Below are 25,698 nucleotides of genomic sequence, written 5' to 3' on the forward strand. Positions count from 1 at the left end.
CTATTTTTCAAATCGTTCCATTAATTCGTTCATCGTAAAGGTACTGATTACGGGCTTACCATTCAATGCCTGGTTAGGTGATTCACAGGCAAAAAGCTGGTCGATAAGCTGGTTCATTTCCTCCAGGGATAGCTTGGTTCCTGATTTAATAGCGCCGTTACGGGCCAGTGACCTCGCCAGGTTATCCCGTTTATCTAATTTAAGGATGGCCATATTGTTTTTAAAACCTTCCAGTAAATGTTCTAAAAGCTCATGCTCACCAACGTTGTTCAGTTCGGCCGGGATCCCCTCTACTACCACAGTATTTTTCCCAAATTCGCGGATGTCAAAACCCAGCGACCGGATATCAGGCAAAAGCTCTTTCAATAACTCAAAATCGGCACCGTTTAGTGTTACCGATTGCGGAAATAAGCTTTGCTGGCTCACCCCCGAATGATTTTGCAGCTGCTGTAAAAAGCGTTCGTACAAAATACGCTCATGCGCGGCCTGCTGGTTAATGAGCATAAAGCCCGATTTTATTTGCGACAGGATAAACCGGTTATGGATCTGGAACAGCTGCCGCTCGCTTGGTTTACTTACATCCTGCTCATCAACCGCTATGGTTTTTTCCTCGTGGATCTCGTGCTGAAAAAGGGTTTCCTTTTTACTGATCTCATACAAAGTATCCCAGTTTTGTGGAATAGGGTCTTTTTTATACCCTCCGCTCTCCCTTAAAAATGGGTGCTCCTGCCTGGGTTTTTCTGCTTTATCTGCAAAAGGGTTAAAGTTTGGATTGAAGGAAATAGTAGGGGCGATGATCTCCTCAAATGGTTTGGGGGTTATCAGGTGCTCGATACTGTTTTCCTGGTCAAAATCCAGGCTGGGCGTAATGTTATATCTGCCTAATGACCGCTTCACTGCCGACCGGATAATGGCATAAATAGCCTTTTCATCCTGGTATTTGATCTCAGTTTTGGTAGGGTGTACGTTGATATCAATTTTTGAAGGGTCGATATCGATGAACAACACATAAAACGGAAAACAATCATCAGGCAATAGTTCTTCAAACGCGGTTGTTACAGCATGATTAAGGTACGAATCGCGGATGAAGCGGTTGTTTACAAAAAAGAACTGCTCGCCCCGGGTTTTACGTGCAAACTCCGGTTTGCCAACAAAACCGCGCAACTTAATAATCGTTGTATCTTCTTCAACAGGTACCAGCCGCTGATTATAATTATTGCCAAACAGGTGTACTATTCTTTGTTTAAGCGTGGTGCCAGGCAAATGATAAACTTCCTGGCTATCATGGTGAAGGGTGAAAAAGATTTCGGGATGTGCTAAGGCCACACGTTGAAACTCGTCAATAATATGGCGCATCTCTACCGGGTTGCTCTTTAAAAAATTACGGCGGGCCGGGGTATTATAAAACAGGTTTTTTATGGAGATGGATGAGCCCGCGTTAGCGGCACATGGCTCCTGGCTTATCACTTCAGAGCCTTCAATAGTTATACAACTGCCCAGTTCGTCTTCATGGCGGCGGGTTTTCAGCTCTACCTGGGCAATAGCGGCGATAGACGCCATGGCTTCACCCCTGAAACCCATGGTACGGATAGCAAACAGATCTTCGGCCTTGCGTATTTTTGAAGTTGCATGGCGCTCAAAGCACATGCGGGCGTCGGTAAGGCTCATGCCGCAGCCATTATCAATAACCTGGATCAGTGATTTACCCGCATCTTTAATAATAAGCTGGATCTTATCTGCACCTGCATCAATAGCGTTTTCAACCAATTCCTTTACCGCAGAAGCCGGTCGTTGCACTACTTCGCCCGCGGCAATCTGGTTGGCAACGGCATCCGGTAAAAGCTGAATAATGTCTGACATCAAAAAAAACTCCCTCCAATTTCTATTTCGATGCTAAATTAAATATTTGAAGGCATAACTTTATGATTTGATAGTTGTATATACTTTTGTAGTTTAATACAATTACAATAAACATACAATTACTTTATGAAGAGACTATTGCCCGCGCTGCTATTACTGGCAGCGGCCTGCAAACAAAAGGAATACAATGCCGATATGCTGGTAAAAAACGCGGTTGTGTACACCGTAGATAGCAATTTTACAACAGCAGGCGCATTTGTAGTAAGCGGAGGAAAGATACTTGCAGTAGGCAATGCCGATTCCCTTGAACAAAAATACAACGCCCGCGAAGTAGTTGACGCGCAGGGCGCCGCGGTTTATCCCGGCTTTATTGACGCCCACGCCCATTTTTATGAATATGGTATGGGCCTGCAGGAAGTAAACCTGGTAGGCACCCACAGCTGGCCCGAAATTATTGACTCGGTAAAAGCTTATGCCGAACGTAATACCGATGGCTGGATCATCGGTAATGGCTGGGACCAAAACGACTGGACTAATAAACATTTCCCCGATAAGGCAAAGCTGGATTCGCTGTTCCCGATGAGGCCGGTGATCCTTAGCCGCGTTGACGGGCACGCCGCAATAGCCAACCAGGCCGCACTGAACATTGCCGGTGTTAAACCGGGGCAAACCATTAATGGCGGCGAAATAGAAACCAGTAACGGGAAACTTACCGGCATTTTGGTTGATAACGCGGTAGGTATAGTTACCCGTAAAATTCCGGAACCTACAGCCGCTATTATAGATACAGCCTTGCTATCGGCACAAAAAAATTGTTTTGCCGCTGGCTTAACTACCGTTGATGATTGCGGGCTGCCTTATACAATGGTAAACACCATTGCCGAGCTGCAAAATAAAGGCGACCTGAAAATGCGCCTGTATGTGATGCTGGCCGACAGGCAGGAAAATTATGATTACCTGTTTAAGAAGGGAGTTGTTAAAACACCCCGGTTAAATGTAAGGGCTTTTAAAGTTTATGCCGATGGCGCCCTCGGTTCAAGAGGGGCCTGCCTGCTAAAACCTTATGCCGACTCGGCCAAATGGAGCGGCTTTTTACTGAGTAACCCAAAACATTTTGAAGAAATAGCTCCCAAAATAGCGGCCCGCGGTTTTCAGATGTGTACCCATGCCATCGGCGATTCGGCAGTGCGGGTAATGCTTAAGATTTATGCTGCTAACTTAAAAGGTAAAAACGACCTGAGGTGGCGTATCGAGCACGCGCAGATAGTATCACCGCAAGACCTGGACATGTTTGGTCAATACAGTATTATCCCATCGGTACAGCCTACACACGCGACATCAGATATGTACTGGGCCGGTAAAAGACTGGGCCGCGAACGGCTTAAAACGGCTTATGCCTATAAACAATTGTTAAAGCAAAACGGTTGGATCCCTTTGGGTACCGATTTCCCGGTTGAGAACATTAATCCGCTTTATACGTTCTATGCAGCGGTTGAGCGCAAGGATTTGAAAGGTTTTCCGGAAGGTGGTTTTCAACCTGAAAACGCTCTGAGCCGGGTTGAAGCGTTAAAAGGTATGACCATATGGGCTGCCAAAGCCAATTTTGAAGAAAAGGAAAAAGGCAGCATCGAGCCTGGTAAATACGCCGACTTCGTGATACTGGATAAGGATATTATGAAGATAAAAGGCAGCGAGATCCCGGCAACCAAAGTGACAAAGACCTATATAAACGGAGTTAAAGTATATGATAAAAAATAAGTGGGGCCGTGTTCCTTTAGTACTATTAGGATTTGCTTTATTTAATACCGCTTGCGCGCAAAATCCGCCGTTAACAGGACAGGCCTTCATTGCCGAAGAAAGGTTGGTTGGCAACTCTACCGTGTTGCTTAACAATGCCTCATACCTGGTGCCGCTGCAAAAGCTGGAGGATTTGAAAATTGCCAGTGTACATTTCAATAACCAGTACGCCGCCGTTTTTGATAGCTTACTTAATAAATATGACAATGTACAGCTGTTTGATGGTGCCGCTTATTCGGGTAATAAAACGCTGGCCAATCTTACTTCCGACCTGAAGTTTTACAACACCATTATAGTACAGGTAAATGATGCCGATTTAAGCAATCCGGATGTGATTGACTTTATCAGCACCAATCAAAAAAACAAGAACATAATTGTCGCGGCTTTTGGCAGCGGTTCGCTATTGAGCAAGCTTGATGTTATAACCGCCCCCGTGATCTGGGCGGAACGGGTATCTCAGGTATCGGCCATGTACAGTGCCGAAGCAATATTTGGCGGGGTAAGTATCTCTCAAAAATTAGCAAAAAACTATAGTCCCGTTTATAAAACCGGGATGGGTTTTGCTACCGAGAAAACGAGACTGCAATATACTGTCCCTGAAGAAGCTGGCATAAATACTGCCAACCTGCAGGGAATAGATAAAATAGCACAGGAAGCCATCCGTGAGCATGCCACCCCCGGCTGCGTGGTGTTGGTTGCCAAAGATGGCAAGGTGATATTTAATAAAGCTTACGGTTATCATACCTATGATAATGTAATACCCGACAAGCTGACCGATATATTTGACCTTGCCTCCATGACCAAAGTATCGGCAACCACTATGGAAACCATGCAGCTTACCGACCAGGGTAAATTAAGCCTGGAGAAAACCCTTGGCGATTATATTCCCCTTGCCCGTAAAAGCAATAAAAACGATATCCGGATCCGCGAAGTGCTGCTGCACCAGGCGGGCCTGATCCCCGATATCCAGTCGTTTGAGAAGGTAAAGCCAACTGATCACAGTACAGATTCGTCTGCCGCTTACCCGACAAAAGTATCTGATCATTATTACCTGCGTAAAGACTATTACAAAGATGTAATGCTGCCCGACATGCTGAACTCGCCGCTGAAAACAAGGGGGCAGTACGTATATAGTGATGTAAGCATGCTATTTATGCAGGAGGTTGTTGAAAACATTACTGCCGTACCGCTCAACGTTTATGTACAGCAGCATTTTTATACCCCGCTGGGGATGCAAACCGCAGGCTTTTTACCCTTATACCGCTTTACGCCCGACAGGATAATCCCTACCGAAAACGATAAGGAGTACCGCATGTCATTACTGGATGGATATGTACATGACCCAACAGCGGCGCTTTTGGGCGGTGTTGCCGGGCATGCCGGTCTGTTTGGCAGTGCCAATGATGTGGCTATATTATACCAGATGGTTTTAAACAAGGGGAGTTATGGCGGTGCCCAATATTTTAAGCCGGAGGTTGTTGACCTGTTCACGTCCAAACAATCGCCGGTGAGCCGCCGCGGACTGGGTTTTGACCGCTGGGATCCGATAGCCGAAAGACATTATCCTTCAAAACTGGCATCAGACCAGGCTTTTGGACATACTGGTTTTACCGGCACCTGTATCTGGGTTGATCCTAAATACAACCTGGTATATGTATTCCTGTCAAACAGGGTGAACCCATCGGTAGCCAGCAAGCTGCTGAGCCTTAATATCAGGCCGAGGATTCAGGATGTTGTTTATGAAGCAATTGCGAAGGGTCTTTGATTTCGAACACCGAAAGTTCGATTTCAGTTTTGGCCTTATTTGCTTCCTTTTACAAATGTTATATCGTAATGCTATTTATCAATGCAGATAAATGGAGTTGTGCATAATGATGTCTCCAACTATCCGACTCTTTAAGAGCCAAAAGCAATGGCAATAATTGAAGGCGGCTTTCCCACTGTGCAAGATTATTTCGATGGATATGCGTAAAATTAAACTGATGTAATGGTGAGGTTTCATCGGAAGTAAGATACCCAATAATTACATGGTCTTCATACTTGGTGATAAGTTCGCCGGTTACCACACATTTACGATTTTCGGGCCTGGTAAATTTTACAAATTCATTAGCATACCTGTTAGCTTTTTCTCCATTGGGGGTGACATTTACACAATCAATATGAACAGGGCTATCAGAAAACACAAATAGTTCATCATTCCGATTAGGAACAAAATGCGGGAACCCTCTAAAAGGAGTATCTTCGGTAATCACTTTGTCGCATAAAAAGCATGTTGACTTGCCGACTAAAATAAGCGCCATGTTTATTTTTTTAATAGTAAGTACTCCAGTCCAATATCGAACTAAAAATTCTAAATTTATATGATTCCGAAATCTCAATCAAAACGATGCACTATTTCACAATCCAGCCACCGGCCGAGCTTAAACCTTATGTAAGATTTTACTGGGTGTTGGAGCATGAACTGGAGCCGGATCATTCGTCATATATTTATCGTTCTGTTGCTGATGGTTGTACCGAATTGGTATTTCACTACCGTTCATCGTTTAATGAATTAAATAAGAAGAATGAGCAAAGCCCAAGCTTATCAGGCATTCAATTTCAAACTACACAATATCGCAGGTTTATAACAACCGAAAGCTTTGGCATTTTTGGCGCTTATATTATATCCTTTTGCCGTGCCTTATTTTTTCAATATCCCAAGCAGCCAAACCAGTAACCTCGCATTTGATTTCGATACATTTTTAAGCCGGCCCGGCCGGGAGCTGGAAGAGCAGATCATGGTAGCCGCAAATAACCATAAACGGGCAGAGAGCTTGTCTGCCTTTTTAATAGCCCGGTTACGTCAAAATGTGTTAAAAGATGAACGGATGGCGATCGCTATCAGGGATGTGATCCACAATAAACAGTACAGAACAGTTGGCGAGCTGGCCGATGCCTATAACCTGTCTTCACGGCAGTTCGACCGTAAATTTAAGGAGTCCGCGGGCTTTAGCCCTAAAACGTATATGCGGCTGGTGCGCCTTCAGGATGCCCTGACTCAATATAATGCTGATAAAACACTAACCCAAATAGCGCTGGAATGCGGGTATTACGACCAGTCGCACTTTATTCATGACGTGAAGGAGTTTACAGGCTATCATCCGGGCTTTTATTTTTCAGGCAAGGCTGAGGGAACTGAATACCGGAATGCATAATGTCTGGTTTTTACAATTTTGAGAACAGGGGGACAGCTAATTTTGAGAAAAAAACAAATTATGGCAACAATAAACATCCCCGAAAATTACCAGGCTGTCATGCCTTACCTCATTGTTAAAAGCGCCGCTCAGTTTATCGGGTTTACCCAAAAGGTTTTTGACGCAACCGAACAATTTAAAACCATGCGCGATGAACACACCATTATGCATGCCGAGGTTAATATAAACGGCAGCACCATCATGTTTGCCGATTGTACCGATACTTACCAACAGCAAAATGCAGGTATGTTTGTATACGTAGAAAACTGTGACGAAACTTATCAGAAGGCCCTTGATAACGGAGCCGAAAGCATCATGCCGCCGGCCGATCAACCATACGGCAGGAGCGCAGGGGTAAAAGACCCGTTCGGAAATACATGGTGGATTACTAACCCGTTATAAATAATTTGAATAATTTATGGAAATTACACAACGCCTGCATCTTATCCATAAAATCACAACATGAAAAATCTCTTAACTGTTTTAGTGTGTTTGTTTTATGGAATTACTGCTTTTGCCCAGGCAACCCTACCTCAAACGCCACCGCCGCAAAGTAAATCAGCTCAACCTTTGCAGGCAAAGCCAGATACCGGCAAAGCTTTGTTAAACCCTAATCAAAGCTCCTCGTTTAAAGACACAACTAATGCATATAAAAGCTACCAGTCTAAGTCTCCCGCCGATTCCTTATACCGCCATTTACCTGATGCAAAGGAACGGCAGCCATTAATTATTGTTAACTCCAAAATCATTACTGGTCTTGGCCATATAAATCCAAATGATGTTACCTGGTTGACAGTTTTTAAAGACAAGGATGTTCCGGCAAACGTCGCCAACCTGAGCAGGTTTGGTATAATAATGATAACCCTTAAAAAAGGAGTGAAAATTGAAACAAATACTTTTGACGATATAAAAAGGAGGTTTGGAGTAAGTGGTAATGTGAGGTTTGCTGTTGACGGCTATTTTGTTGACGATGAAAGTATGCTCATTTCGGCGCAGGACATCAACGAAATAAACCTAACCTGGAAAAAGAATAAAGATGGGGCGCCGGATGTAACAATCAACATATGGATGCTGGCGCCTGAAGCCCGCAAAGGCCCTGTTGCCGGAAGGCGCCCAACTGATAAACCCGGTGAAATTTATATAAGGGGATCGGCATCAAAATAATTTTATTTCGGATAAAATCTTTTCCTTTGCCCGTCGTCATACATTAATATATGTACGCTTTTATTTTAGCATTACACTCTCTTACACGCTGGTTTGTTTTGGCCAGCCTGCTTTTTGCCCTTTATCGCGCTTACAGTGGATGGCTTATTAACAAAAGCTATTCAAAATTCGACGACCGCGTGCGGGTTATTACCACCAATATTGCTCATATCCAGCTAACTATTGGGCTTTGGTTGTATTTCATCAGCCCGATAGCCAATTACTTCATCAGTCATTTTAAAGAGGCGGTGCACGAGCGGCAGATCAGGTTTTTTGGTATGGAACACGTTACCATGATGCTGATCGGCATTACGCTGATCACCATTGCCTCATCAAAAGCCAAACGAAAAACACTTGATAAGGACAAATTTAAAATCACGGCCATTTGGCTAACCATTGCCCTGCTGGTTATTTTAAGTTCCATCCCCTGGTCGTTTTCGCCATTGATCAGCCGCCCGTTATTCAGGCCGTTTTAAAAGCCTGGGCCTTGAAAACGGAGAGGTCAACTTATTTTAGGGCGAATCACCTTACTCAGCAACGTCAATCACCAATTTACCGCTTGCCTTACCATTCTCTAATATCTCGTGGGCTTGATTGGCGTTAGCCAATGTAAATGTACGCCCGTCCACCAGCGGAACAACTTTGCCGGCCTCGGCAAGTTTTGTAGCCTCCTGCATAATTTCACCATGATGTTTGCGGCCTCTACCGGTGAGCATCGGCATCAAAGTAAACACTCCTGAGTATGTAGCTCCCCGGAATGATAAGGGAGCCAGCTTATGCTCTCCCCAGCCCAGGCAACTTACCACATGACCAGTATAATAACGCACCGCATTAAATGATGCATCTAAAGTGGCTCCGCCCAGGGTATCATATACAATGTCAAACCCTTCGCCGTTAGTATAATTGTTCACATATTCGTCAACGGTTGTGGCACGATAATCGATAAAAGTAGCGCCAATGCTTTCAATATATTGCTGCTGGGCCGCGCTGCCGGTAGCATATACATCCGCGCCAAAAGCTTTCGCTACCTGAACCGCTAAATGGCCAACGCCTCCGGCACCACCATGTACCAGCACTTTTTGTCCCTCATGTACATTTGCCCTGTCTACAAGGCCTTCCCAGGCAGTGATAAAGTTAAGCGGCATGGAAGCCGATTGGCGCATATTTAAATTAGATGGCTTTACAGCAAGCAACTCAGCGTCAAAAGCTGCGTATTGAGCGTAGGTACCCTGCAAACCGCCTATACCGCCTGCAAGTCCATACACTTCGTCGCCAGGTTTAAAAGTATTTACATCTGCACCAACAGCTTCAACTATGCCGGCAAAGTCCATCCCTAAAATAGCGGGTAAGGGCTGCCTGGCATGCCCGCCTTTACCAGTACGGATCTTATTATCCAATACGCTGACGCCGCTGGCTATAATACGCACCAGTACCTGGCCCCTGGAGGCAATTGGGCGGTCAACTACGGTTATTGTGAAAGGCGCATTTGCTTCAGGAGCGATAAGGGCCTGCATTGTTGTATTTTGAGTTTCCATTTGTGTTGTTGTTTAATTACAATACAAAATTATACAAGGAGGCAGCCATATTCCTTGTACAATCCCTCGTAACATTTGTACATTTACACTATGGTAAAAGATAATTTATACCAGCCTTTTGAAGTTGTTTTGCGCGAACCACTCAGCGCCTGTCCCCGCAGCGAACACTCACACAGCTTTTTCGAGTTTATTTATATCGTAAGCGGCACCGGAAGGCAGTGCATAAACAAAAGCAAGTTTACCTATAAACCCGGTCACCTGTTTTTACTTACACCTGATGATTCACATTATTTTGAGATACTGACCGAAACACAGTTCCTGTTTATCCGCTTCAACCCACTTTACATTAAAGATCGCGGCCTTAGCGGCGAAACAGCCCAGCATCTCGATTTCCTGCTAAAAAACGCAGGCCAGGCACCGGGATGCATATTAAAGACCGATGAAGATAAGGCTGTTGTAAAACCCATTATGCAGGCCATCATCAGTGAAAAAGAAAAAAACGGGCTTTACAGTAAGGCACTCCTTCAACAATATATCAATACGGTTATAGTAATCGCCGCCCGTAATGTGGCTATGAGCATGCCCGATGATGTTGGTGAGAACACCGAAGAAAAAACACTTGATATCCTGCAATACATCCAGGCCAATATCTACTTCCCCGAAAAACTAAAAGCTAAAGTCATAGCCGATAAAGCCGGAATCTCTGAAAACTACCTTGGCCAGTATTTTAAAAAACATACCGGCGAAACTATGCAGCAGTATATCATCAATTACAAACTGAAGCTGATTGAGAACCGTTTACTGCACAGCAACATGCGTATGGTTGAAATTGCCAATGAGCTTGGTTTTAATGATGAAAGCCACCTGAACCGCATTTTTAAAAAATACAGAAGTATGAACCCTTCGGATTTTAGGAAAGCGGAAGGAGAATTGAATGCCCTTGTTTAATACGTTAAAGCCCGTCATTTTTATATTAACGCCCCAATAAACACAAGAATTATATTTTAAAAATCACCATGAATTGAAAATTTGATTAAAATATCTTCAAAAATTTCAAAATAATTTGCTTTTTTATCAAAAACACTTCATAAATTACAATTCTGAAAGATAACTGATTGTCAATTTTTAATTTATTGTAATTTTTTCATGGAAGAATCAGCTTATTTTGACAAATACAGCCCAATTGATAATGTTTGGGACGAAATGTATGGCTTGGACGCTAATGTTCGGGAACATTACCGTAAAGTTATTGACTACATTTCGAAGGAATCGGCCGACGACCTGAACAAAAAGGAGGAGCTTGCCAAGCGCCTTTTCATGAGCCAGGGCATCACCTTTACCGTTTATAACAGCGGCGAAGGCATCGAAAAGATCTTTCCTTTTGATATTATCCCCCGTATCATCACTGCCGATGAATGGGCTTTTGTTGAGCGTGGCATCAAGCAGCGCCTTAACGCGCTTAATTTATTTCTGAAGGATATATACCACAATCAGTTTATTGTAAAGGACGGCATAGTACCTATTGATATTATTTATTCGTGTCCGCACTTTCTGCGCGAGATGTACCAGCTCCAGGTGCCTTATGATATTTATGTACATATTTCGGGCATCGACCTTATCCGTGATGAAGACGGCACTTTTTACGTGCTCGAAGATAACCTGCGCACCCCATCGGGCGTAAGTTATATGCTCGAGAACAGGGAGATCACCAAACGCTTGTTTCCCGACCTGCTGCCGCAATGCAGTGTGCGCAGCGTTACTGAATATCCGTCAATACTATATAAAAACCTGCTGGCGCTTTCACCCCGGCAAATCCATAACCCAACTATTGTTTTACTTACGCCGGGTATTTATAATTCGGCCTATTTTGAGCATACCACGCTGGCCCGCCTGATGGGGGTTGAATTGGTAGAAGGACGCGACCTGGTAGTGAACAACCATAAAGTGTACATGAAAACCACCACCGGGCTGCAACAGGTTGATGTGATCTACCGCCGGGTGGACGATGAGTTTCTCGATCCCCTGGTATTTAACCCGGCAAGTATGCTTGGCGTAGCAGGCCTTATGGGCGCTTATCGCAAAGGCAATGTAGCCATAGTAAATGCAACAGGCACTGGCGTGGCCGACGATAAGGCGGTTTATGCGTATGTACCGGATATGATCCGCTATTATCTGAACGAAGAACCCATACTCAAAAACGTACCAACACACCAGTTAGGCAATCCGGATGAACGCGAAATGGTATTTAAAAACCTCAATAAAATGGTGGTTAAAAAAACCAATGGCAGCGGCGGCTACGGGATGCTGATGGGACATGCGGCAAGCGAGCAGGAAATAGACGAGTATAAAAAGGAAATCCTGAAAGATCCGCGTAACTTCATAGCACAGCCAACCATCAGTCTTTCGGCGGCGCCATGTTACATGCAGGGCGAACTGAAGCCACGCAGGGTTGATTTAAGGCCATACGCGCTGTACGGCCCCGATGGCATTGAAATAGTCCCCGGCGGTTTAACCCGTGTGGCTTTAAAAGAAGGTTCACTGGTAGTAAACAGCTCGCAGGGTGGAGGAAGTAAGGATACGTGGGTGTTAGCCTGAGAGGTAAAAGGCTTTTAAATCAAAATAAAAAACAAGAAGGATGCGGAGCTAAGTAAATCCGAAATTGAACATCCGAATTCCGAAATTCAGATCATATGTTAAGCAGGGTTGCAGCAAGTTTTTATTGGTTAAGTCGTTACATTGAACGCAGCGATGGTATGCTGCGGATGCTCAAAATTAATTATGCGTCATCGCAGGATACGGTGCAGGAATTTACCTGGGAACCCGTAATGCGGATCTTTGCCGGACTAAACGCCGGTGAAGCCGAAAAGCTGGACAACGACAGCCGGTCGGTTTTAAAGTATATGGTTACCGGGAAAAACAACCCTAATTCCATACTCAATATCATCACACTGGCGCGTGAAAATGCACGCGGCGTACAGGAGCACATTACCAAAGACCTTTGGCAATGCCTGAATGAATATTACCACACCGTAAAAGATCCGCGACTGGAACGCGCCCTGCACCGGGAAGACCCGATAGGGGTACTGGACGTGCTGATAAAACAAGTAATGCTTTATTACGGCACAGTGGAGATTACTATGGAGCGCGGCGAAGGCCGTGCATTTATGAACATTGGCAAATACCTGGAGCGGGCCATCCAGTCGGTTGATATTTTGGATACTAAATTCAGCTCGATAAGTGACAACCCCGATCTGCTTACGGATACCACTTACTGGAAACACCTGCTGCTTTCATTGGGTGGGTACGAACTGTATTTAAAAACCTATCGTGAGGGGTTTGAGGCCGAAAATGTTTTGGAGCAGGTTGTTCTGAACAACGATTTTCCGCGCTCGGTTATTTATTCGGTAAATAATATTCAGCGTTATTTCGACAGATTGAAGAATGACAGCAATGCCGATGACTACAGGGAAATGTCGTTTCAGATAGGCCGGTTGCAAAGCCGCATAAAGTATAGTTCGGTAAAAAGTATCAAGCAGGAGGGCTTGCACTTGTTCCTCACCCAGATCAGGAGTGAGCTATACGGCATAGGCAATTCATTAAACCAGCATTACTTTGCTAATTCATGATCACAATTTGAAGATGTTTTGATTTGAAGATTTGAAAATGCCAGTCTATCTTTTCATTTTCAAATTTTCAAATCCTCAAATTAAAAAATTAAAAAAATGCCTGAATTTAAGATCCAACATATCACCAAATACACTTATGAAGGCCCTGTTCGTGACAGCGCCAACCAAATCATCCTGTTCCCGATAAAAGATGAATACCAGGAAGTGGTAAAACAGGAGCTGAGCATAACCGGCAACCCGGTAGTTGATACTCATACCGATTACTATGGCAACGAGGTTGGCAGTTTCACCTACAGCGACCAGCACAATATGCTGGTCATTAACTCAAAACTGGTTGTTATTACCCGCCAGCGCCCCCTTCCGGTTAATGATATTTTTCCGGAGCAGCAATGGGAGGATCTTAAACGGCTTCAATACATGGTGCCCTATATTGATTTTTTAAAGCAGGAATATTTTGAAGGCCTACCCGAGCTACAGACAATAGTTGAGCAGGAACGGCGTAAAGATGAAACTCCTTTTCAGATAGCACTTCGTTTTTGCGGTTGGGTTTACAAAAACTTTGAGTACATCAAAGGCGTTACCACGGTTGAAACGACATTGGACGAAGTATGGAAGCTTAAAGCCGGCGTTTGCCAGGACTTTGCCCATATTTTAATGGTGATGCTTCGCCAGCTTAAAATACCATCACGTTATGTAAGTGGCTATATCTGCACCCATAGCAGCGCTATGCGCGGCGAAGGTGCAACCCATGCCTGGGCCGAAGTGTATGTGCCCGACTACGGCTGGCTTGGCATCGACCCTACAAATAACTGTATTGCTAATGAAACCCACGTACGCCTGGCCGTGGGCCGCAATTTTTCAGATTGTTCGCCGGTTAAAGGTGTTTATAAAGGTGCCTACGGCCACAAACTGGAAGTATCAGTAATTGTTGATGATGCCGACACCATCGTTTTTGAGGATAAAACCCACGAATCGCCTGCCATGCACGTGGTAACCGAATTTCCTAAAAACAGCTATCAGCGATATATGGAGATCATTCAACAGCAGCAACAACAGCAGCAGTAGGTTAGTTGGCAGTGGCAGTTTTCAGTAGCAGTGTAGAAGTCGTTTCACACCAACAACGGCATAGGGAATCCCTCACTCAGGTAAATCAAGGTTCAGGCTTTGGTAAAAAGCAACCAGGCCTGGTGCTATTACATGTACATCATGCTGTTCTTCAATTAAACGGCGGGCGTTGAGGCCAATGCTACGGCAAAATTCTTCGTCAGTAATACAGCGTTCAATGGCATCATAAAACTCCTGCCGATTATTGGCAATAAGGATATTAGTGCCATTGGTAAAATTGATGCCTTCGGCACCTAATGAGGTAGAGATAATACATTTTTCCATGGCCATGCCCTCTACTATTTTAACCCGCATGCCACCACTTGAAAGCAAGGGCACTACCATAATAGCCTTACTATTCACAAACTCAGATGCATCGTCAACCTCACCTTGGATAAAGATCTTTCCCATCGCTTCATAATCATCAAAGCTATCGGGGATGTTATGTCCGGCAACATAAAATTTTACGCGCAGATCGCCCTCGGTAAGGTCTTTATAAAAATTCTCAATAAACCACTCAATCCCCTCCCGGTTGGGCATCCAATCCAACGAACCTAAGAAAAACAAACTTGGGAACTCCGTTTTATTATAATCCGGCTTATAATCGGTCAGGGAAATGCCTACCGGAAAAATATCAACCGGGATGGTAACCCCGTATGATAACAGCGTTTTTTTATCTTCATTGGTAAATACAGCAATGGCATCAAATTTATTAAGCTGCTGCAGTTCATAATCTTTAACCCGGCGGGCCAGCAAATGCAGGTACCACTTCTTAAACAGGTCGCTTTTTCGTTGTGCCAGCCTCATCCATACCTGGTGTTCAATATTATGCGACCGGTAAATCAACCTGGCTTTGGTATGCTTACGCATAGCGGCCAGGTAAGGCGTTACAAACAGGCCTTCAAACTGGATAACATCGTATGATGTCTGGCGCAATTCGCGTAGCAGGAGTTTTTCAAATTCGGCATTGTAATAACGATCAACGTCGTTTGATTTTTTGCTGAACAGATTGGTTATGGAATCAAGTACAGATATATTAATGTTAATGTCATATGATGTGTACCTGATCTTCTGCATTAGCTCATCTTCGTCTGTTTGTACACTACCATGATATCTTTTCCCGTTTAAAGCCACCAATGCAACTTCATGCCCAAGTGCAATCAGCCCTTTTATGGTATTGCAAACCACAATAGCGTAACCGCCATTCTGCGGAAATGGGACACGATGTGTTAAAATTAGGATCTTCAAACGGTGGATTTGGTTTTTAACAAAAATACCATCCTGAACGTGGTATTCAAAACTTCATTAAAAAATACTTAACTGCGGATCGGTAACCCTGAAAGTGCGGCGGTGATAGGGCGTAAAACCAATCTTCATTACGGTTTCGCGGTGCCTAATGGTTGGATAGCCTTTATTGGTATGCCATTCATATTCCGGGTGTTCGGCCGCTATTTGCATCATATAATCGTCGCGGTAGGTTTTGGCTAGGATAGATGCAGCCGCTATGCTGAAATATTTTCCATCGCCTTGTATAATACACTCATGTGGGATGTTCCGGTATTTTTTGAAGCGATTGCCGTCGATGATCAGAAACTGGGGTTCAAGATGTAATTTTTCGATGGCCCGGTGCATGGCCAGGAATGACGCGTTGAGAATATTGATCTCATCTATCTCCAGATTATCAACAGATGCTACGGCATAAGCCACCGCTTTTTCCTCAATTTCGGCCCGAAGCTGGTACCTTATCTCTTCAGTAACTTGCTTAGAATCGTTTAGCAGGTGATGATCAAAATCAGGCGGTAAAATAACTGCGGCGGCAAAAACAGGCCCGGCCAAACATCCGCGTCCCGCTTCATCGCATCCTGCTTCCAAAAATTCGTACTGGTACCTGGCTGATAACATCCGGCAAATATAATAAGAGTTGTAAACGTGTTAGTAAAACAATTAGTATGATGAGTTTTTCAACATGTGGTTAACGCATCCTTTGCTTAAAAAATTTTTAGCGTAAGCAGGGTAATATCATCAATAGGCTTGCTTTTATAAACGTTGCTCAAATAATCCAACAGCGCCTGGTTAAAATTATCGGGCGATAGCTCGCCATGCGCAAGCACAAAATCAAGTAATTTATCCTCATTCCATATTTTGGTGCTGGGCGATTCAAAATCCATGAGCCCATCTGTATAGTTAAAGATCAGGCTGCCGGGCTCCACATCAACTTCGCCCTCGTTTAAAAAAGGCAGATCTTCAAAAACCCCAATCATGGTGGTACCCAGTTTAAGTGGAATGGCCCCGCCTTCTGAATAAAGTATAGTTGGGTTGTGCCCTGCATTGATATAATTAAGCCGCCGTTTTTTTTGATTATATCGCGCAAGGAACAGGGTGATAAACCGTTCGCCTTTGGTATTGCTGAGCACGATCTTGTTTAAACGGTCAATAATATTGGTCAAATCATCCTCAACCGCCGCCCAGGCATGCAGGCTGGCCTGGAAATTGGCCATCAGCAAAGCAGCCGAAATACCCTTACCCGATACATCGGCAATACACCATAAAAACTCATGCTCATTAAGGCGGATAAAATCAAAATAATCACCGCCTATGTTTTGATGCGGAAGATACTTAGCCCCGATCTCCACACTATCGTCTTTATGTTCACGCATGGGAATCAGCATATTCTGCACTTCTACGGCAAGCTCCATCTCGCGCAAAAAACGTTCTGATTGCAGCCGTTCGCGGAAAAGTTTTTTATTTTCAAGTGCCACAATGATCACGTTCATCAGCGTTTGGATGAAATTGAGATCATTATTAAGCATCTCGCCAGAGGTATTAAAATCGCCGATAAGGGCGTAGGCAAGTGCCTTGCTTTTGTGATATACCGGGATAAAGTAATTATATTTTTTAAGGACAGGGTCGCGGTGCCCGGCAATAGCTATAGGCGCTTTAACCTTACTCAGCTTTTTACACGCACGGGCCAGCACTACCGACGATTCAACGTCGCCGCCATACTTGGCTATACAGGCAAATTTATCATCTTTTTCAATCAAAAACCTGAGTTTACCTACCTGCAAATAGTTTTGCAGGATAACTTCCAGCATTTGAATGAGGATAGGAGTAGCGGTGTTTTTGTTTATGGCCCGCGTAATTTCCAATAAAGAATTTAATTCCGACTGCCGTTTGAGCAAAAGCCTGATCAATTCGTCTTCGCCGGAACCGTCGTCTATATTCAGCATATTGATATAAGTACGCTGACTAAAATAGAAGAAATAATTTTTAAATACGAGTACTTTGTGATTTTATATCAAAGGCATCGCGCAAGCCAACAGTAACCAGGTTAAAAGCATAAACCAGCAGCATAATGGCCATACCCGGAATGATAGCCAAAAAAGCCGAATCCATAACAATATATCCATAATGTTCCTTGATCATGCCGCCCCAGGTTGGCATAGGCGGTTGTGCGCCAAAACCCAAAAAGCTAAGCCCCGCCTCTAAAAGTATAGCCGAGGCAAAATTTGAGGAGGCCAAAACCAGTATTGGCCCGGTTATGTTAGGCAAAATATGTTTCGCTATAATACGCTTGTTGCTAAAACCCAATGCCCTTGCGGCCTCGATGTACTCCACCTGTTTAAGGCCCATTACCTGACCGCGCACCAGGCGCGCCACTTCAACCCACATGGAAAGGCCAACGGCTATAAATATTTGCCATAGTCCTTTACCCAGCGCAAATGATATGGCGATCACCAGTAACAGGGCAGGCAGCGCCCATAAAATATTCATCAGCCAGCTTAATGATGAATCAACCCATCCTCCAAAATAACCCGCTACAGCACCTACTGTTACGCCCAGCAGCATACTGATGATAACCGACATTAACCCAACAGCGAGCGAGATCCGTGTGCCCAGCAACAGGCGGCTTAGCATATCCCTACCATAGCCATCAGTACCAAGTAAAAAGGTTTTAGCCCCGATATTCTCCTCCCGTAAGCGGGCTTCAAACTTTTGATAAACAGCCGGGATTGCAGGCAGGGCAACAATTTGGCCGTTATAATTAAAAGTAACCCTCCCGTTTTTATAAACCGGCTTTTGCCCGGTCATTACCTCAAAAATATTGTAGGCCTTTTTCTCGGGCTTATCTTCATCGCCAATATATCCGTTAACGTAAATAGAATCTTTAACGAAATGATACCCCGTAACAGGAACTTCTTTATAAAACGATGGCTGCCCATACAGTATCCTGCTGAACAAATTTACAGTATCAACAGCCTCCGCTTTCCTGAGCTTTAACATCATATAGGTTGAGCCTGGCTTTTTTATACTGAGCTGTATGACCATATTATTGGCCAGGGGCGTATCATCGGGCATAATGAGGTAGCCCAGTATCGCAACAAGCAGGGTGAGCAGGATAAATGCAAGCCCGCCTACAGCAATTTTATTACGCTTAAAAACACGCCAGGTGCGTTTTGCTGGTGTAATTTCGGCCAATGTGTTAATAGTTCATGTGTACTGGCTAAATATCGCTTAAATAGGTGCAATTAGCAATAAGGACGGCTTTCTTTACATTTAGATAGCTGAAAGCTCAAAGCTGAAGGCCGAAAGCATAAAGCTTACGAGCCGCCTGGCATGACTAAATCAAGTACATCCAATCTGCTTTGGTTAAGCCCCAATTTCAGCTTTATGCTTTGAGCTCCTAATTATGGCTTTTAGCTCATTTAACGATTCTGCCTTTCCAGGCATACTTCTTATTTTTCCCTAAAAAGCCGATAATAACGAAATAAAGGATATTAAGCGGCAAAACGAAACTTACATACCAAAGTAGTTCGCGCCGTTTTAAGAAGTTCATGATCGGTGTCATGTATAACAAGTCTATCGCATATTTAATTCCGATAGTAAGCAAAAACAATTTCAGGAAACAGCTATCGAAAATACCCAGCACGGCGGTTAACAATAGCATAAAATTACACAGCCAGATACTGAGCGCAAAAGCCACCATCTTTTTATTTTTGTACTTGGTTGATTTTGATGCCCAACGGCGCCGTTGCTGCATAAACTCTTTTAAATTAGGCTTTGCGTGGGTATATACAATTGCCTCGCGCCGTTTTAAAAAGGCTATCCTGCCGGGATAACGTTCTCCAACCTTGTGCAATAAAAGTTCATCATCGCCCGAGGCCAGATCATCGATGCCGGCAAAGCCGCCTACTTCATAAAATACATCTTTACGATAAGCAAAATTTGCCCCGTTACAGGTGGCAGCAAAACCATGACCTAAAAACGCGCCTCCCATACCTATAAGCGATGAAAAATCAAGCGTTTGCATGCGCTCAAATACCGATTGCTCCTGGAAATAAGTTACCGGCGATGAAATCATCACCAGGTCGTGCTGCTCATAAAAGCCAACTATAGTACGCAGCCATTGATTACCCATACGGCAATCAGCATCCGTGGCTACCATTAAGTCGCCTGTTGAAAGTTTAATGGCTTCGGCTATTGCTTTCTTTTTATAGGAGTTAAGTGTTTCACCAAGCTTAAGTTGCAACAGCTTTACGCCCTGTGCCGCATAACTGCTAATAATAGCTGCGGTATTATCGGTTGAATGGTCGTCAACAATAATGACCTCCACCAGGTGTTTGGGATAATCCTGGGCCAAAATATCTTCAATGGTAAGGTGAATCTTTTCTTCCTCGTTACGAGCCGCAATAAGCACAGTAACTTTGGTGCTAAATGTTTGGGCGATAACCGGAGGGGTGGTGACCTTTGCCCAGCCTATCCGGAGATAGATGAGCAACAGCACATAAAGCCCTATGGAAAATAATGAAATAATACTAATCAGCGCGGTCAAAAGAATTTGAGTTTTAAAACAAAAAACGATCCTAAAATAGCAGGAATAAATAAATTAATAAGCCATATTGACGATACACCGGCTATTACGGCGATATTTTGATCGGTCACATACACAAACAGGTGCGAAGCAGTAAAGCCGCGTACACCAATATCAAAAAGATCAAGCGAAGGGATAGCTGATGATACCACGAAAAAAAGCATCAGCATGAGCATCATGGGTACAACAACCATATGCGGCATTAACAACTGAAAAACCAGGAAATACTGCATTGAAAACGTGATATACCGCGCAATGCTAAAACCCATGATGTTGATAAGCTCGTGGGTGTGATACCGGCCCATTACTTCAAAAAAGCGGTGATATTTTTTGATGAACGGAACCCTGTCAAGCAAAGTAACCGCCCACTTGATATGAAAATAAAATATCAGCTGCATAGCTGCAATTACAACGCCGATAGCAACTACCCCCCAGGCCAGCAATAAATTGGCATGAATAAAATTGACTACGAACCAGGTCATGGCTATTACGCCCAAAACATTGGTTACCGAACCCTGGCTAAATGAACCTACGCCCATAGCAAAAATACCCGGAATACGTTTGCGGGGCGGCAAAAACATAACGCGGCCGCCATATTCGCCCAGCCGGTTTGGTGTGGTTACTGCCCAGGTAAGGCCGCAAAAAACCGCCTCAACAGCTTCCCATAATGAAATATTGATTAATGTTTTGGTTACGTAGCGCCATTTAAGCGCTTCCAGAAACCAGTTCAAAAACATCAATATAACCACCAGCCCCATAACAATAACAACATGGGTAGTACTTATTTGCGATGCGAAATGTTCAAACTGCTTTAGGTCGTTATTCTTTTTGTTGAACTGCCGGTAAATAAACCACCCTGCAATTATCAATATACCGGCCTTAAGAAGATACGAAACAACCTTTTTAGCAGAGCGTGTCAAATAGATAAATTTTATGCAATGTTACAAAAAAATGGGGCATGCTAAAGCTTGCCCCATACAACACTGCACGGTTAATTTTGTTTACTTCAATCTCGCCTTTAAAAACTCCAGCGTATTTGCATACGCGTCCTTCGTAGCATCGCTGCTATAAATAGGATTGCTCGGGTTTGCAAAACCATGGTCGGCATCGTACTGGTGCAGGTAAACCTTTTTTCCGGCGGCTTTCATATCAGCATCAAATTTAGCTACAACCTTAGGGTTAATCCACTGATCTTTATTGGCGAAGTTCCCCAGCACATCGGCGTTTAAGGTTTTTAGTTTATTTACGTCCTGCTCGGGCATGCCATAATACATTACGCAAGCTACCGCCTTTTTACCCGCAAGTAAGCTGGTTTGCAAACTCCACCCGCCGCCAAAGCACCAGCCAATAGTAGCAATATGTGCTTTGGGGCCGGCATATGCTATGGCTCCGTTTACTATAGCACGGGCCCTGTCGTCATTTACCGCCTGCATAAATTTCCCCGCGTCTTCGCGTGTGGCAGCTACCTTGCCGTCGTATAAGTCAAGGTCAATGATGTTGACGTTACCCAGGTCATTATAAAGCTTTTCTGATTCTTTTTTTACATAGTCATTAAGGCCCCACCATTCATGTATCACCAATAAATAATTATTAGTAGGTTTTTTAGCTTTCATAAAAAATGCTGATGCCTGTTTCCCGTCGGATGTTTTGTAGGTGATGACCTCGCCTATACTGCTTTGAAAGCGGATTGGCAAAGGATTTTTGTGCGACAATTTGAACCGGGTATCGGAGGCCAGCATGGCAAACTGCTGTGTTGCCGATGGATTACTGCAGCAAACTATTTTGCGCTGCGCAGAAGTTATAGTGGCTATGCCGATAAATAATGTAAATAAGAGCAGTTTTTTCATAGGGTTCAATTTTATGTTAATTAACGCTGATGTGCGTTAAAACAATTACGTTGATAATATAGTTTTAGTTGCGGGGGTTAATGTGATTAACCGGCATAAATTTACGATAATGCATACACAATTACCTAAAATTTAATGCACGCCTGTTTATTATCCATTGAATCTTATGTGGGTAAAAGCACGTATATAATAATTATCAATATATATTAATATGCCTGTCCCGCCAATTCCTGATAATGAAATGGAAAGGCTTTTAAGCCTTTCGGAGTTTGATCTTGATTATACCGAACACAAAGACAGTTTTAAGGACCTGGCCAAGCTGGCAGCCAAGGTTGCCGGTACGGAGGTTTCGCTGGTTAACCTTATCGACTCCTATACCCAATGGAGCATCAGTGGCCATGGTTTAGAAATCGAACAAATGCCGCGTGAGGATTCGGTTTGTCAGTATACTATTATAGACGGAGAGTATTTTGAGGTTGAAGACTTACGGAATGACGAACGTTTCCGGGATAAATTTTATGTAACCGACGGACCCAAATTAAGATATTATTATGGCATACCGCTAAAGGTAGGCGACGATCATAATATCGGGGCCTTATGTGTGCTTGATAAAAACGTTAAAGAACTCACTCCCGAAAAGGTTGAACTTTTAAAGATCATTGCTAATGAAATACTAAGCAGGTTAAAAGATCTGAAAGTAATTAACAAATTAAAAAGTAAGCTTGCTGAAGCCGGCGAAATTCAAAAAAAGGTGGCTCATGATATCCGCGGGCCGTTAAGCGGGATCATCGGCCTCGCCCAGCTGATCAGCGAACAGGGAGAGTCAAACCAGATAGAAGAGGTGCTGGAGTTTACCAACCTGATCCATAAAAGCGGGCGATCAATACTTGAGCTTGCAGATGAGATCCTGAGCGCTGATAAAAATGATCATAAACCCATATCCAATGGGGCGGAATTTAACCTGCTGGTATTTAAAGATAAAATTGAACGGCTTTTTATTCCGCAAGCCCGCAATAAAAACATTATGCTTACGGTTACAACCTCATCTGAATCGGAGCGGATTCCCTTTGCCCGCAATAAACTGTTACAAATAACGGGGAACCTCATCTCAAACGCCATAAAATTTACTCCGGCCGGCGGTTATGTTAATGCAGACCTGAGTCTCGAACTGAACGACCATACCCACATACTGCAAATCCAGGTGAAGGACAGTGGTGTTGGCATAGATGAAAAAGGTATCGAAAAAATACTGAAAGGCAATGCAGCGTCAACAGCAGGCACAACTGGCGAAGCCGGCTTTGGCTTTGGGCTGGCATTAGTAAAACATCTGATTGAAACCCTTAAAGGGACAATCAGTATCTACTCAAAACCTGGCGAAGGGACTGTATTTGAGGTAAGGCTGCCGCAAAAAATGCAATCATAAAAGAACCTGTCCGGAGGATAATAGGGCATAAAGATTTGCGTAGGCAAAAAAAATCCCTAAATAAGTTGTTTTCCTGAAGGTAGATTATAGATGCAATGCTTAAGGTAAAATACCGGCCTAAAAGCCCGGTATTTTACCTTAGATTATATTTTTACCAGCTTTTGCCGCCGCCGCCACGGTTATCTCTTGAATAGCCGCCACCGCCACCGCGGTTGCCGCCACCGTAACCACCGCCGCCACGGTTACCACCACCGTAGCCACCGCCACTGCTTCTGCGGTCGCCGCCTGGTTTTTTCTCTTCTGCCTGGCTTACTGCAATTGATCTACCTTTAACTTCAGAACCGTTTAGGCCGCTTATAGCTTGTTGTGCTGCCTCATCATCTGCCATTTCAATGAATCCGAACCCTTTGCTTCTTCCTGATTCCCTGTCAATAATAATTTTTACGGAGTTAACTTCACCATAAGCTTCGAAAAGCTGCTTTAAATCGGCTTCCCCTAAAGAAAAAGGAAGACTTCCTACGAATATGTTCATTAATATTTAGTTTTTAATGGGCATGCTTTGTTAATTACCCACGTTTTGTTAACATCAAATATAGTAATAGATATTTGATGATTACTGCATGTTTATGTGAATGAATGCTTTTATTTTAAAAAAAAATATTTTTTTGACCCTTTTGAGGAAATAAATGGTGAAAGCCAACCCATTAATACAAAGGCCAATCCGTTTTGTTTTGAAAATATAGTGTTTTCGTAAAATAAATATAGAAAGAATGGGCCGCCCGTATTTTTTTAATATTAAAGTAACATAAAGTTATTTTCCGAAGATAAATCGGTATTAAAAACCTAAACAACCGACTCAATTTTATAGCGTTTTCCATTTAGCGCAAACTCATCTCCGGCTTTTTTACCGTTAAGTAAATTGCCTATTGGAGATGCGGGCGAAACCGCGAAAAATGTTTTGCCATTGAGTGTCAAAACACCGGCGCTAATGGCCAGGTAAAAATTGCCGTTATTGGTAATTATCACACTACCAGGTTCCGCATGTACCGGAGCACCGGTGGTACCAATCCGGTTTAAGGCTACCAACAGCTTATTTGCCTCATTTAGCTGCGCCATATTGCGGTTGGTTTCCTGCTGCGCCATTTCGCGCCCGGTTTCATATTTATCGCCGGCACTGCTTTTAGTATCATCAGTCGACGACTTTTGTGCATCGGCTATGGCAAGCTCTGTGGCTTCCATAATTTTACGCACGTGATTAACACATAACTGGTGTAATTCTTTCTTCAAATCGTTCATTAAGGTTATAAACAAAAAACTAAAGTAGGGAAAAAGACCAGGTAAAATAACATTGGGATTAGAGAAATCACGTATGAAATAACTCGATCCGCTTTTTCTCATATTGAAAAATTTCCACACAAATACTTTGCAAGTCCTCCACAATTAATCGAATTACACGAATCTTAAATTGATTCAATTCGTGTAATTCGATTAATATGTAAAAATTAGTGTAAAAATTTATCATTTATCGTCTTCAAATCGACTGCGGTTTAAAAGCGATTTTCCTATTTGGGCTTTTGTTTATTTTTTCTTGATTGCTTTCCATATTTTTATAAAAACCCATACTACTAATCATGATTGAGGAAATAGTCAAATCTTTTGAGGATACCAAGCAATTTATCAATGATCATATTAATTACCCCGTCAAACCCGGCATTTATGCCTTTTACCTCTCAGAAGCCGCCAACTTTTCGATCTTCGGAATCGGCAGGCAATTAATTTACATAGGAATTGCAAAGCACAGCCTAAATGATAGAGATTTTAAACAGCATTTTAATTCTAAAAAAACGGGAAGTTCGACTTTAAGGCGATCTATCGGCGCTATTCTAAAAGAAGAATTAAAACTTAAAGCTATACCAAGGGGAGGAGTAAATGACACTAAAAGATTTCTCAATTACAAATTTATAAACGAACAGGAGCTAACAGATTGGATGATTTCTAATCTTCAAATAGGATATTGGCTACCCATCCGATTTTTAAGTTATGAGGAGTTGAGACTAATAGAAAGCGAGTTGACTAAAGTTTTAAAGCCAACGCTTGACCTTGATAAAAGGACAAGAAAATATAATCTTCTTGCAGATAAACTTGATTTGTTAAGACAATTTTGCAGAATAGAAGCTTCACAGCAAAAATAAAAGCCCCCT

General features: G+C 43.3%; 25 protein-coding genes. 13 read left to right on the top strand and 12 right to left on the bottom strand.

Going from position 1 to position 25,698, the window contains the following annotated elements; translation table 11 throughout:
* On the bottom strand, positions 1-1,860 hold the full coding sequence (mutL, locus tag ABID99_RS25800) for a DNA mismatch repair endonuclease MutL (RefSeq protein WP_373615538.1): 1,860 nt from the start codon (positions 1,858-1,860) through the stop codon (positions 1-3).
* 126 nt (positions 1,861-1,986) lie between these two features.
* Here mutL and ABID99_RS25805 point away from each other — a divergent pair, with 126 nt between their 5' ends.
* Positions 1,987-3,618, top strand: coding sequence for an amidohydrolase (locus ABID99_RS25805; RefSeq protein ID WP_373615539.1), 1,632 nt, complete (start codon positions 1,987-1,989; stop codon positions 3,616-3,618).
* Positions 3,605-5,422 carry a serine hydrolase domain-containing protein gene (locus ABID99_RS25810; protein ID WP_373615540.1) on the top strand — a complete coding sequence of 606 codons (1,818 nt, stop codon included), beginning with the start codon at positions 3,605-3,607 and terminating at the stop codon, positions 5,420-5,422. The genes ABID99_RS25805 and ABID99_RS25810 overlap by 14 nt, the downstream gene beginning before the upstream one ends.
* Before the next feature lie 58 nt (positions 5,423-5,480).
* On the opposite strand, the gene ABID99_RS25815 is transcribed toward ABID99_RS25810, so the two are convergent.
* Complete coding sequence (locus ABID99_RS25815; RefSeq protein WP_373615541.1) at positions 5,481-5,957, bottom strand: hypothetical protein; 477 nt, start codon at positions 5,955-5,957, stop codon at positions 5,481-5,483.
* A gap of 86 nt (positions 5,958-6,043) precedes the next feature.
* Between ABID99_RS25815 and ABID99_RS25820 the strand changes: the two genes are divergently transcribed.
* Genes ABID99_RS25820 through ABID99_RS25840 form a run of 5 tightly spaced genes read left to right on the top strand, consistent with a single transcriptional unit; the run spans position 6,044 to position 8,569 of the window.
* Entirely contained in the window at positions 6,044-6,373 is a 330-nt protein-coding gene (locus tag ABID99_RS25820; protein WP_373615542.1) for a DUF6597 domain-containing transcriptional factor, read from the top strand.
* Entirely contained in the window at positions 6,333-6,851 is a 519-nt protein-coding gene (locus tag ABID99_RS25825; RefSeq protein WP_373615543.1) for a helix-turn-helix domain-containing protein, read from the top strand. The genes ABID99_RS25820 and ABID99_RS25825 overlap by 41 nt, the downstream gene beginning before the upstream one ends.
* 60 nt (positions 6,852-6,911) lie before the next feature.
* Complete coding sequence (locus ABID99_RS25830) at positions 6,912-7,292, top strand: VOC family protein (protein WP_373615544.1); 381 nt, start codon at positions 6,912-6,914, stop codon at positions 7,290-7,292.
* Between the two features lie 60 nt (positions 7,293-7,352).
* On the top strand, positions 7,353-8,054 hold the full coding sequence (locus ABID99_RS25835) for a hypothetical protein (RefSeq protein ID WP_373615545.1): 702 nt from the start codon (positions 7,353-7,355) through the stop codon (positions 8,052-8,054).
* Between the two features lie 50 nt (positions 8,055-8,104).
* A complete protein-coding gene (locus ABID99_RS25840; protein WP_373615546.1) occupies positions 8,105-8,569 on the top strand; it encodes a hypothetical protein in 465 nt (154 codons plus the stop codon).
* A gap of 51 nt (positions 8,570-8,620) precedes the next feature.
* Here the strand turns inward: ABID99_RS25840 and ABID99_RS25845 are convergent, their stop codons facing one another.
* A complete protein-coding gene (locus tag ABID99_RS25845) occupies positions 8,621-9,628 on the bottom strand; it encodes a zinc-dependent alcohol dehydrogenase family protein (protein WP_229701674.1) in 1,008 nt (335 codons plus the stop codon).
* A gap of 90 nt (positions 9,629-9,718) precedes the next feature.
* Here ABID99_RS25845 and ABID99_RS25850 point away from each other — a divergent pair, with 90 nt between their 5' ends.
* From ABID99_RS25850 to ABID99_RS25865, 4 genes are all read left to right on the top strand, one after another.
* Positions 9,719-10,576 carry an AraC family transcriptional regulator gene (locus tag ABID99_RS25850; RefSeq protein WP_188833713.1) on the top strand — a complete coding sequence of 286 codons (858 nt, stop codon included), beginning with the start codon at positions 9,719-9,721 and terminating at the stop codon, positions 10,574-10,576.
* A 198-nt stretch (positions 10,577-10,774) separates the two neighbouring features.
* Positions 10,775-12,223 (top strand): circularly permuted type 2 ATP-grasp protein, encoded by a 1,449-nt coding sequence (locus ABID99_RS25855; protein ID WP_090532594.1) that lies wholly within the window; start codon positions 10,775-10,777, stop codon positions 12,221-12,223.
* A 95-nt stretch (positions 12,224-12,318) separates the two neighbouring features.
* Positions 12,319-13,254: an alpha-E domain-containing protein gene (locus ABID99_RS25860; RefSeq protein ID WP_090532596.1), complete on the top strand. Its 936-nt coding sequence runs from the start codon at positions 12,319-12,321 to the stop codon at positions 13,252-13,254.
* Between the two features lie 96 nt (positions 13,255-13,350).
* Positions 13,351-14,319, top strand: coding sequence for a transglutaminase domain-containing protein (locus ABID99_RS25865; RefSeq protein WP_373615547.1), 969 nt, complete (start codon positions 13,351-13,353; stop codon positions 14,317-14,319).
* A 72-nt stretch (positions 14,320-14,391) separates the two neighbouring features.
* On the opposite strand, the gene ABID99_RS25870 is transcribed toward ABID99_RS25865, so the two are convergent.
* The 7 genes from ABID99_RS25870 to ABID99_RS25900 all read right to left on the bottom strand — a co-directional run bounded on the left by ABID99_RS25870 (position 14,392) and on the right by ABID99_RS25900 (position 22,074).
* Positions 14,392-15,606, bottom strand: coding sequence for a glycosyltransferase family 4 protein (locus tag ABID99_RS25870; RefSeq protein WP_354485167.1), 1,215 nt, complete (start codon positions 15,604-15,606; stop codon positions 14,392-14,394).
* 57 nt (positions 15,607-15,663) lie between these two features.
* Positions 15,664-16,260, bottom strand: a complete 597-nt coding sequence (locus ABID99_RS25875) for a ribonuclease HII (protein WP_090532602.1) — start codon at positions 16,258-16,260, stop codon at positions 15,664-15,666.
* 86 nt (positions 16,261-16,346) lie between these two features.
* Positions 16,347-17,585 (bottom strand): PP2C family protein-serine/threonine phosphatase, encoded by a 1,239-nt coding sequence (locus ABID99_RS25880; RefSeq protein WP_090532604.1) that lies wholly within the window; start codon positions 17,583-17,585, stop codon positions 16,347-16,349.
* Between the two features lie 40 nt (positions 17,586-17,625).
* The gene (locus ABID99_RS25885) at positions 17,626-18,834 is read right to left on the bottom strand and encodes an ABC transporter permease (RefSeq protein WP_373615548.1); all 1,209 of its coding nucleotides are present in this window, start codon (positions 18,832-18,834) and stop codon (positions 17,626-17,628) included.
* A gap of 223 nt (positions 18,835-19,057) precedes the next feature.
* Positions 19,058-20,188, bottom strand: coding sequence for a glycosyltransferase (locus ABID99_RS25890; protein ID WP_176626177.1), 1,131 nt, complete (start codon positions 20,186-20,188; stop codon positions 19,058-19,060).
* On the bottom strand, positions 20,185-21,147 hold the full coding sequence (locus ABID99_RS25895) for a hypothetical protein (protein WP_354485173.1): 963 nt from the start codon (positions 21,145-21,147) through the stop codon (positions 20,185-20,187). Before ABID99_RS25895 ends, ABID99_RS25890 begins: the two co-directional genes overlap by 4 nt.
* Positions 21,148-21,228: 81 nt before the next feature.
* Positions 21,229-22,074 carry a dienelactone hydrolase family protein gene (locus ABID99_RS25900; RefSeq protein ID WP_373615549.1) on the bottom strand — a complete coding sequence of 282 codons (846 nt, stop codon included), beginning with the start codon at positions 22,072-22,074 and terminating at the stop codon, positions 21,229-21,231.
* Between the two features lie 211 nt (positions 22,075-22,285).
* Here ABID99_RS25900 and ABID99_RS25905 point away from each other — a divergent pair, with 211 nt between their 5' ends.
* On the top strand, positions 22,286-23,497 hold the full coding sequence (locus tag ABID99_RS25905) for a sensor histidine kinase (protein WP_373615550.1): 1,212 nt from the start codon (positions 22,286-22,288) through the stop codon (positions 23,495-23,497).
* A 151-nt stretch (positions 23,498-23,648) separates the two neighbouring features.
* Here the strand turns inward: ABID99_RS25905 and ABID99_RS25910 are convergent, their stop codons facing one another.
* Positions 23,649-24,029 (bottom strand): RNA-binding protein, encoded by a 381-nt coding sequence (locus ABID99_RS25910; protein WP_090532614.1) that lies wholly within the window; start codon positions 24,027-24,029, stop codon positions 23,649-23,651.
* 311 nt (positions 24,030-24,340) lie between these two features.
* A complete protein-coding gene (locus tag ABID99_RS25915; protein ID WP_176626185.1) occupies positions 24,341-24,793 on the bottom strand; it encodes a 3-oxoacyl-ACP synthase in 453 nt (150 codons plus the stop codon).
* Between the two features lie 335 nt (positions 24,794-25,128).
* Here ABID99_RS25915 and ABID99_RS25920 point away from each other — a divergent pair, with 335 nt between their 5' ends.
* A complete protein-coding gene (locus tag ABID99_RS25920; RefSeq protein WP_373615551.1) occupies positions 25,129-25,689 on the top strand; it encodes a GIY-YIG nuclease family protein in 561 nt (186 codons plus the stop codon).
* Positions 25,690-25,698 lie beyond the last annotated feature (9 nt).

This window comes from Mucilaginibacter sp. OAE612, assembly GCF_041806395.1.
Taxonomy (GTDB): Bacteria; Bacteroidota; Bacteroidia; order Sphingobacteriales; family Sphingobacteriaceae; genus Mucilaginibacter; species Mucilaginibacter rubeus.

Bases quoted from the DNA above. Each gene is read 5' to 3' on its own strand.
- mutL (WP_373615538.1), bottom strand. From the start codon at position 1,860: ATGTCAGACATTATTCAGCTTTTACCGGATGCCGTTGCCAACCAGATT.
- ABID99_RS25805 (WP_373615539.1), top strand. From the start codon at position 1,987: ATGAAGAGACTATTGCCCGCGCTGCTATTACTGGCAGCGGCCTGCAAA.
- ABID99_RS25810 (WP_373615540.1), top strand. From the start codon at position 3,605: ATGATAAAAAATAAGTGGGGCCGTGTTCCTTTAGTACTATTAGGATTT.
- ABID99_RS25815 (WP_373615541.1), bottom strand. From the start codon at position 5,957: ATGGCGCTTATTTTAGTCGGCAAGTCAACATGCTTTTTATGCGACAAA.
- ABID99_RS25820 (WP_373615542.1), top strand. From the start codon at position 6,044: ATGCACTATTTCACAATCCAGCCACCGGCCGAGCTTAAACCTTATGTA.
- ABID99_RS25830 (WP_373615544.1), top strand. From the start codon at position 6,912: ATGGCAACAATAAACATCCCCGAAAATTACCAGGCTGTCATGCCTTAC.
- ABID99_RS25835 (WP_373615545.1), top strand. From the start codon at position 7,353: ATGAAAAATCTCTTAACTGTTTTAGTGTGTTTGTTTTATGGAATTACT.
- ABID99_RS25840 (WP_373615546.1), top strand. From the start codon at position 8,105: ATGTACGCTTTTATTTTAGCATTACACTCTCTTACACGCTGGTTTGTT.
- ABID99_RS25845 (WP_229701674.1), bottom strand. From the start codon at position 9,628: ATGGAAACTCAAAATACAACAATGCAGGCCCTTATCGCTCCTGAAGCA.
- ABID99_RS25850 (WP_188833713.1), top strand. From the start codon at position 9,719: ATGGTAAAAGATAATTTATACCAGCCTTTTGAAGTTGTTTTGCGCGAA.
- ABID99_RS25855 (WP_090532594.1), top strand. From the start codon at position 10,775: ATGGAAGAATCAGCTTATTTTGACAAATACAGCCCAATTGATAATGTT.
- ABID99_RS25860 (WP_090532596.1), top strand. From the start codon at position 12,319: ATGTTAAGCAGGGTTGCAGCAAGTTTTTATTGGTTAAGTCGTTACATT.
- ABID99_RS25865 (WP_373615547.1), top strand. From the start codon at position 13,351: ATGCCTGAATTTAAGATCCAACATATCACCAAATACACTTATGAAGGC.
- ABID99_RS25875 (WP_090532602.1), bottom strand. From the start codon at position 16,260: ATGTTATCAGCCAGGTACCAGTACGAATTTTTGGAAGCAGGATGCGAT.
- ABID99_RS25880 (WP_090532604.1), bottom strand. From the start codon at position 17,585: ATGCTGAATATAGACGACGGTTCCGGCGAAGACGAATTGATCAGGCTT.
- ABID99_RS25900 (WP_373615549.1), bottom strand. From the start codon at position 22,074: ATGAAAAAACTGCTCTTATTTACATTATTTATCGGCATAGCCACTATA.
- ABID99_RS25905 (WP_373615550.1), top strand. From the start codon at position 22,286: ATGCCTGTCCCGCCAATTCCTGATAATGAAATGGAAAGGCTTTTAAGC.
- ABID99_RS25910 (WP_090532614.1), bottom strand. From the start codon at position 24,029: ATGAACATATTCGTAGGAAGTCTTCCTTTTTCTTTAGGGGAAGCCGAT.
- ABID99_RS25915 (WP_176626185.1), bottom strand. From the start codon at position 24,793: ATGAACGATTTGAAGAAAGAATTACACCAGTTATGTGTTAATCACGTG.
- ABID99_RS25920 (WP_373615551.1), top strand. From the start codon at position 25,129: ATGATTGAGGAAATAGTCAAATCTTTTGAGGATACCAAGCAATTTATC.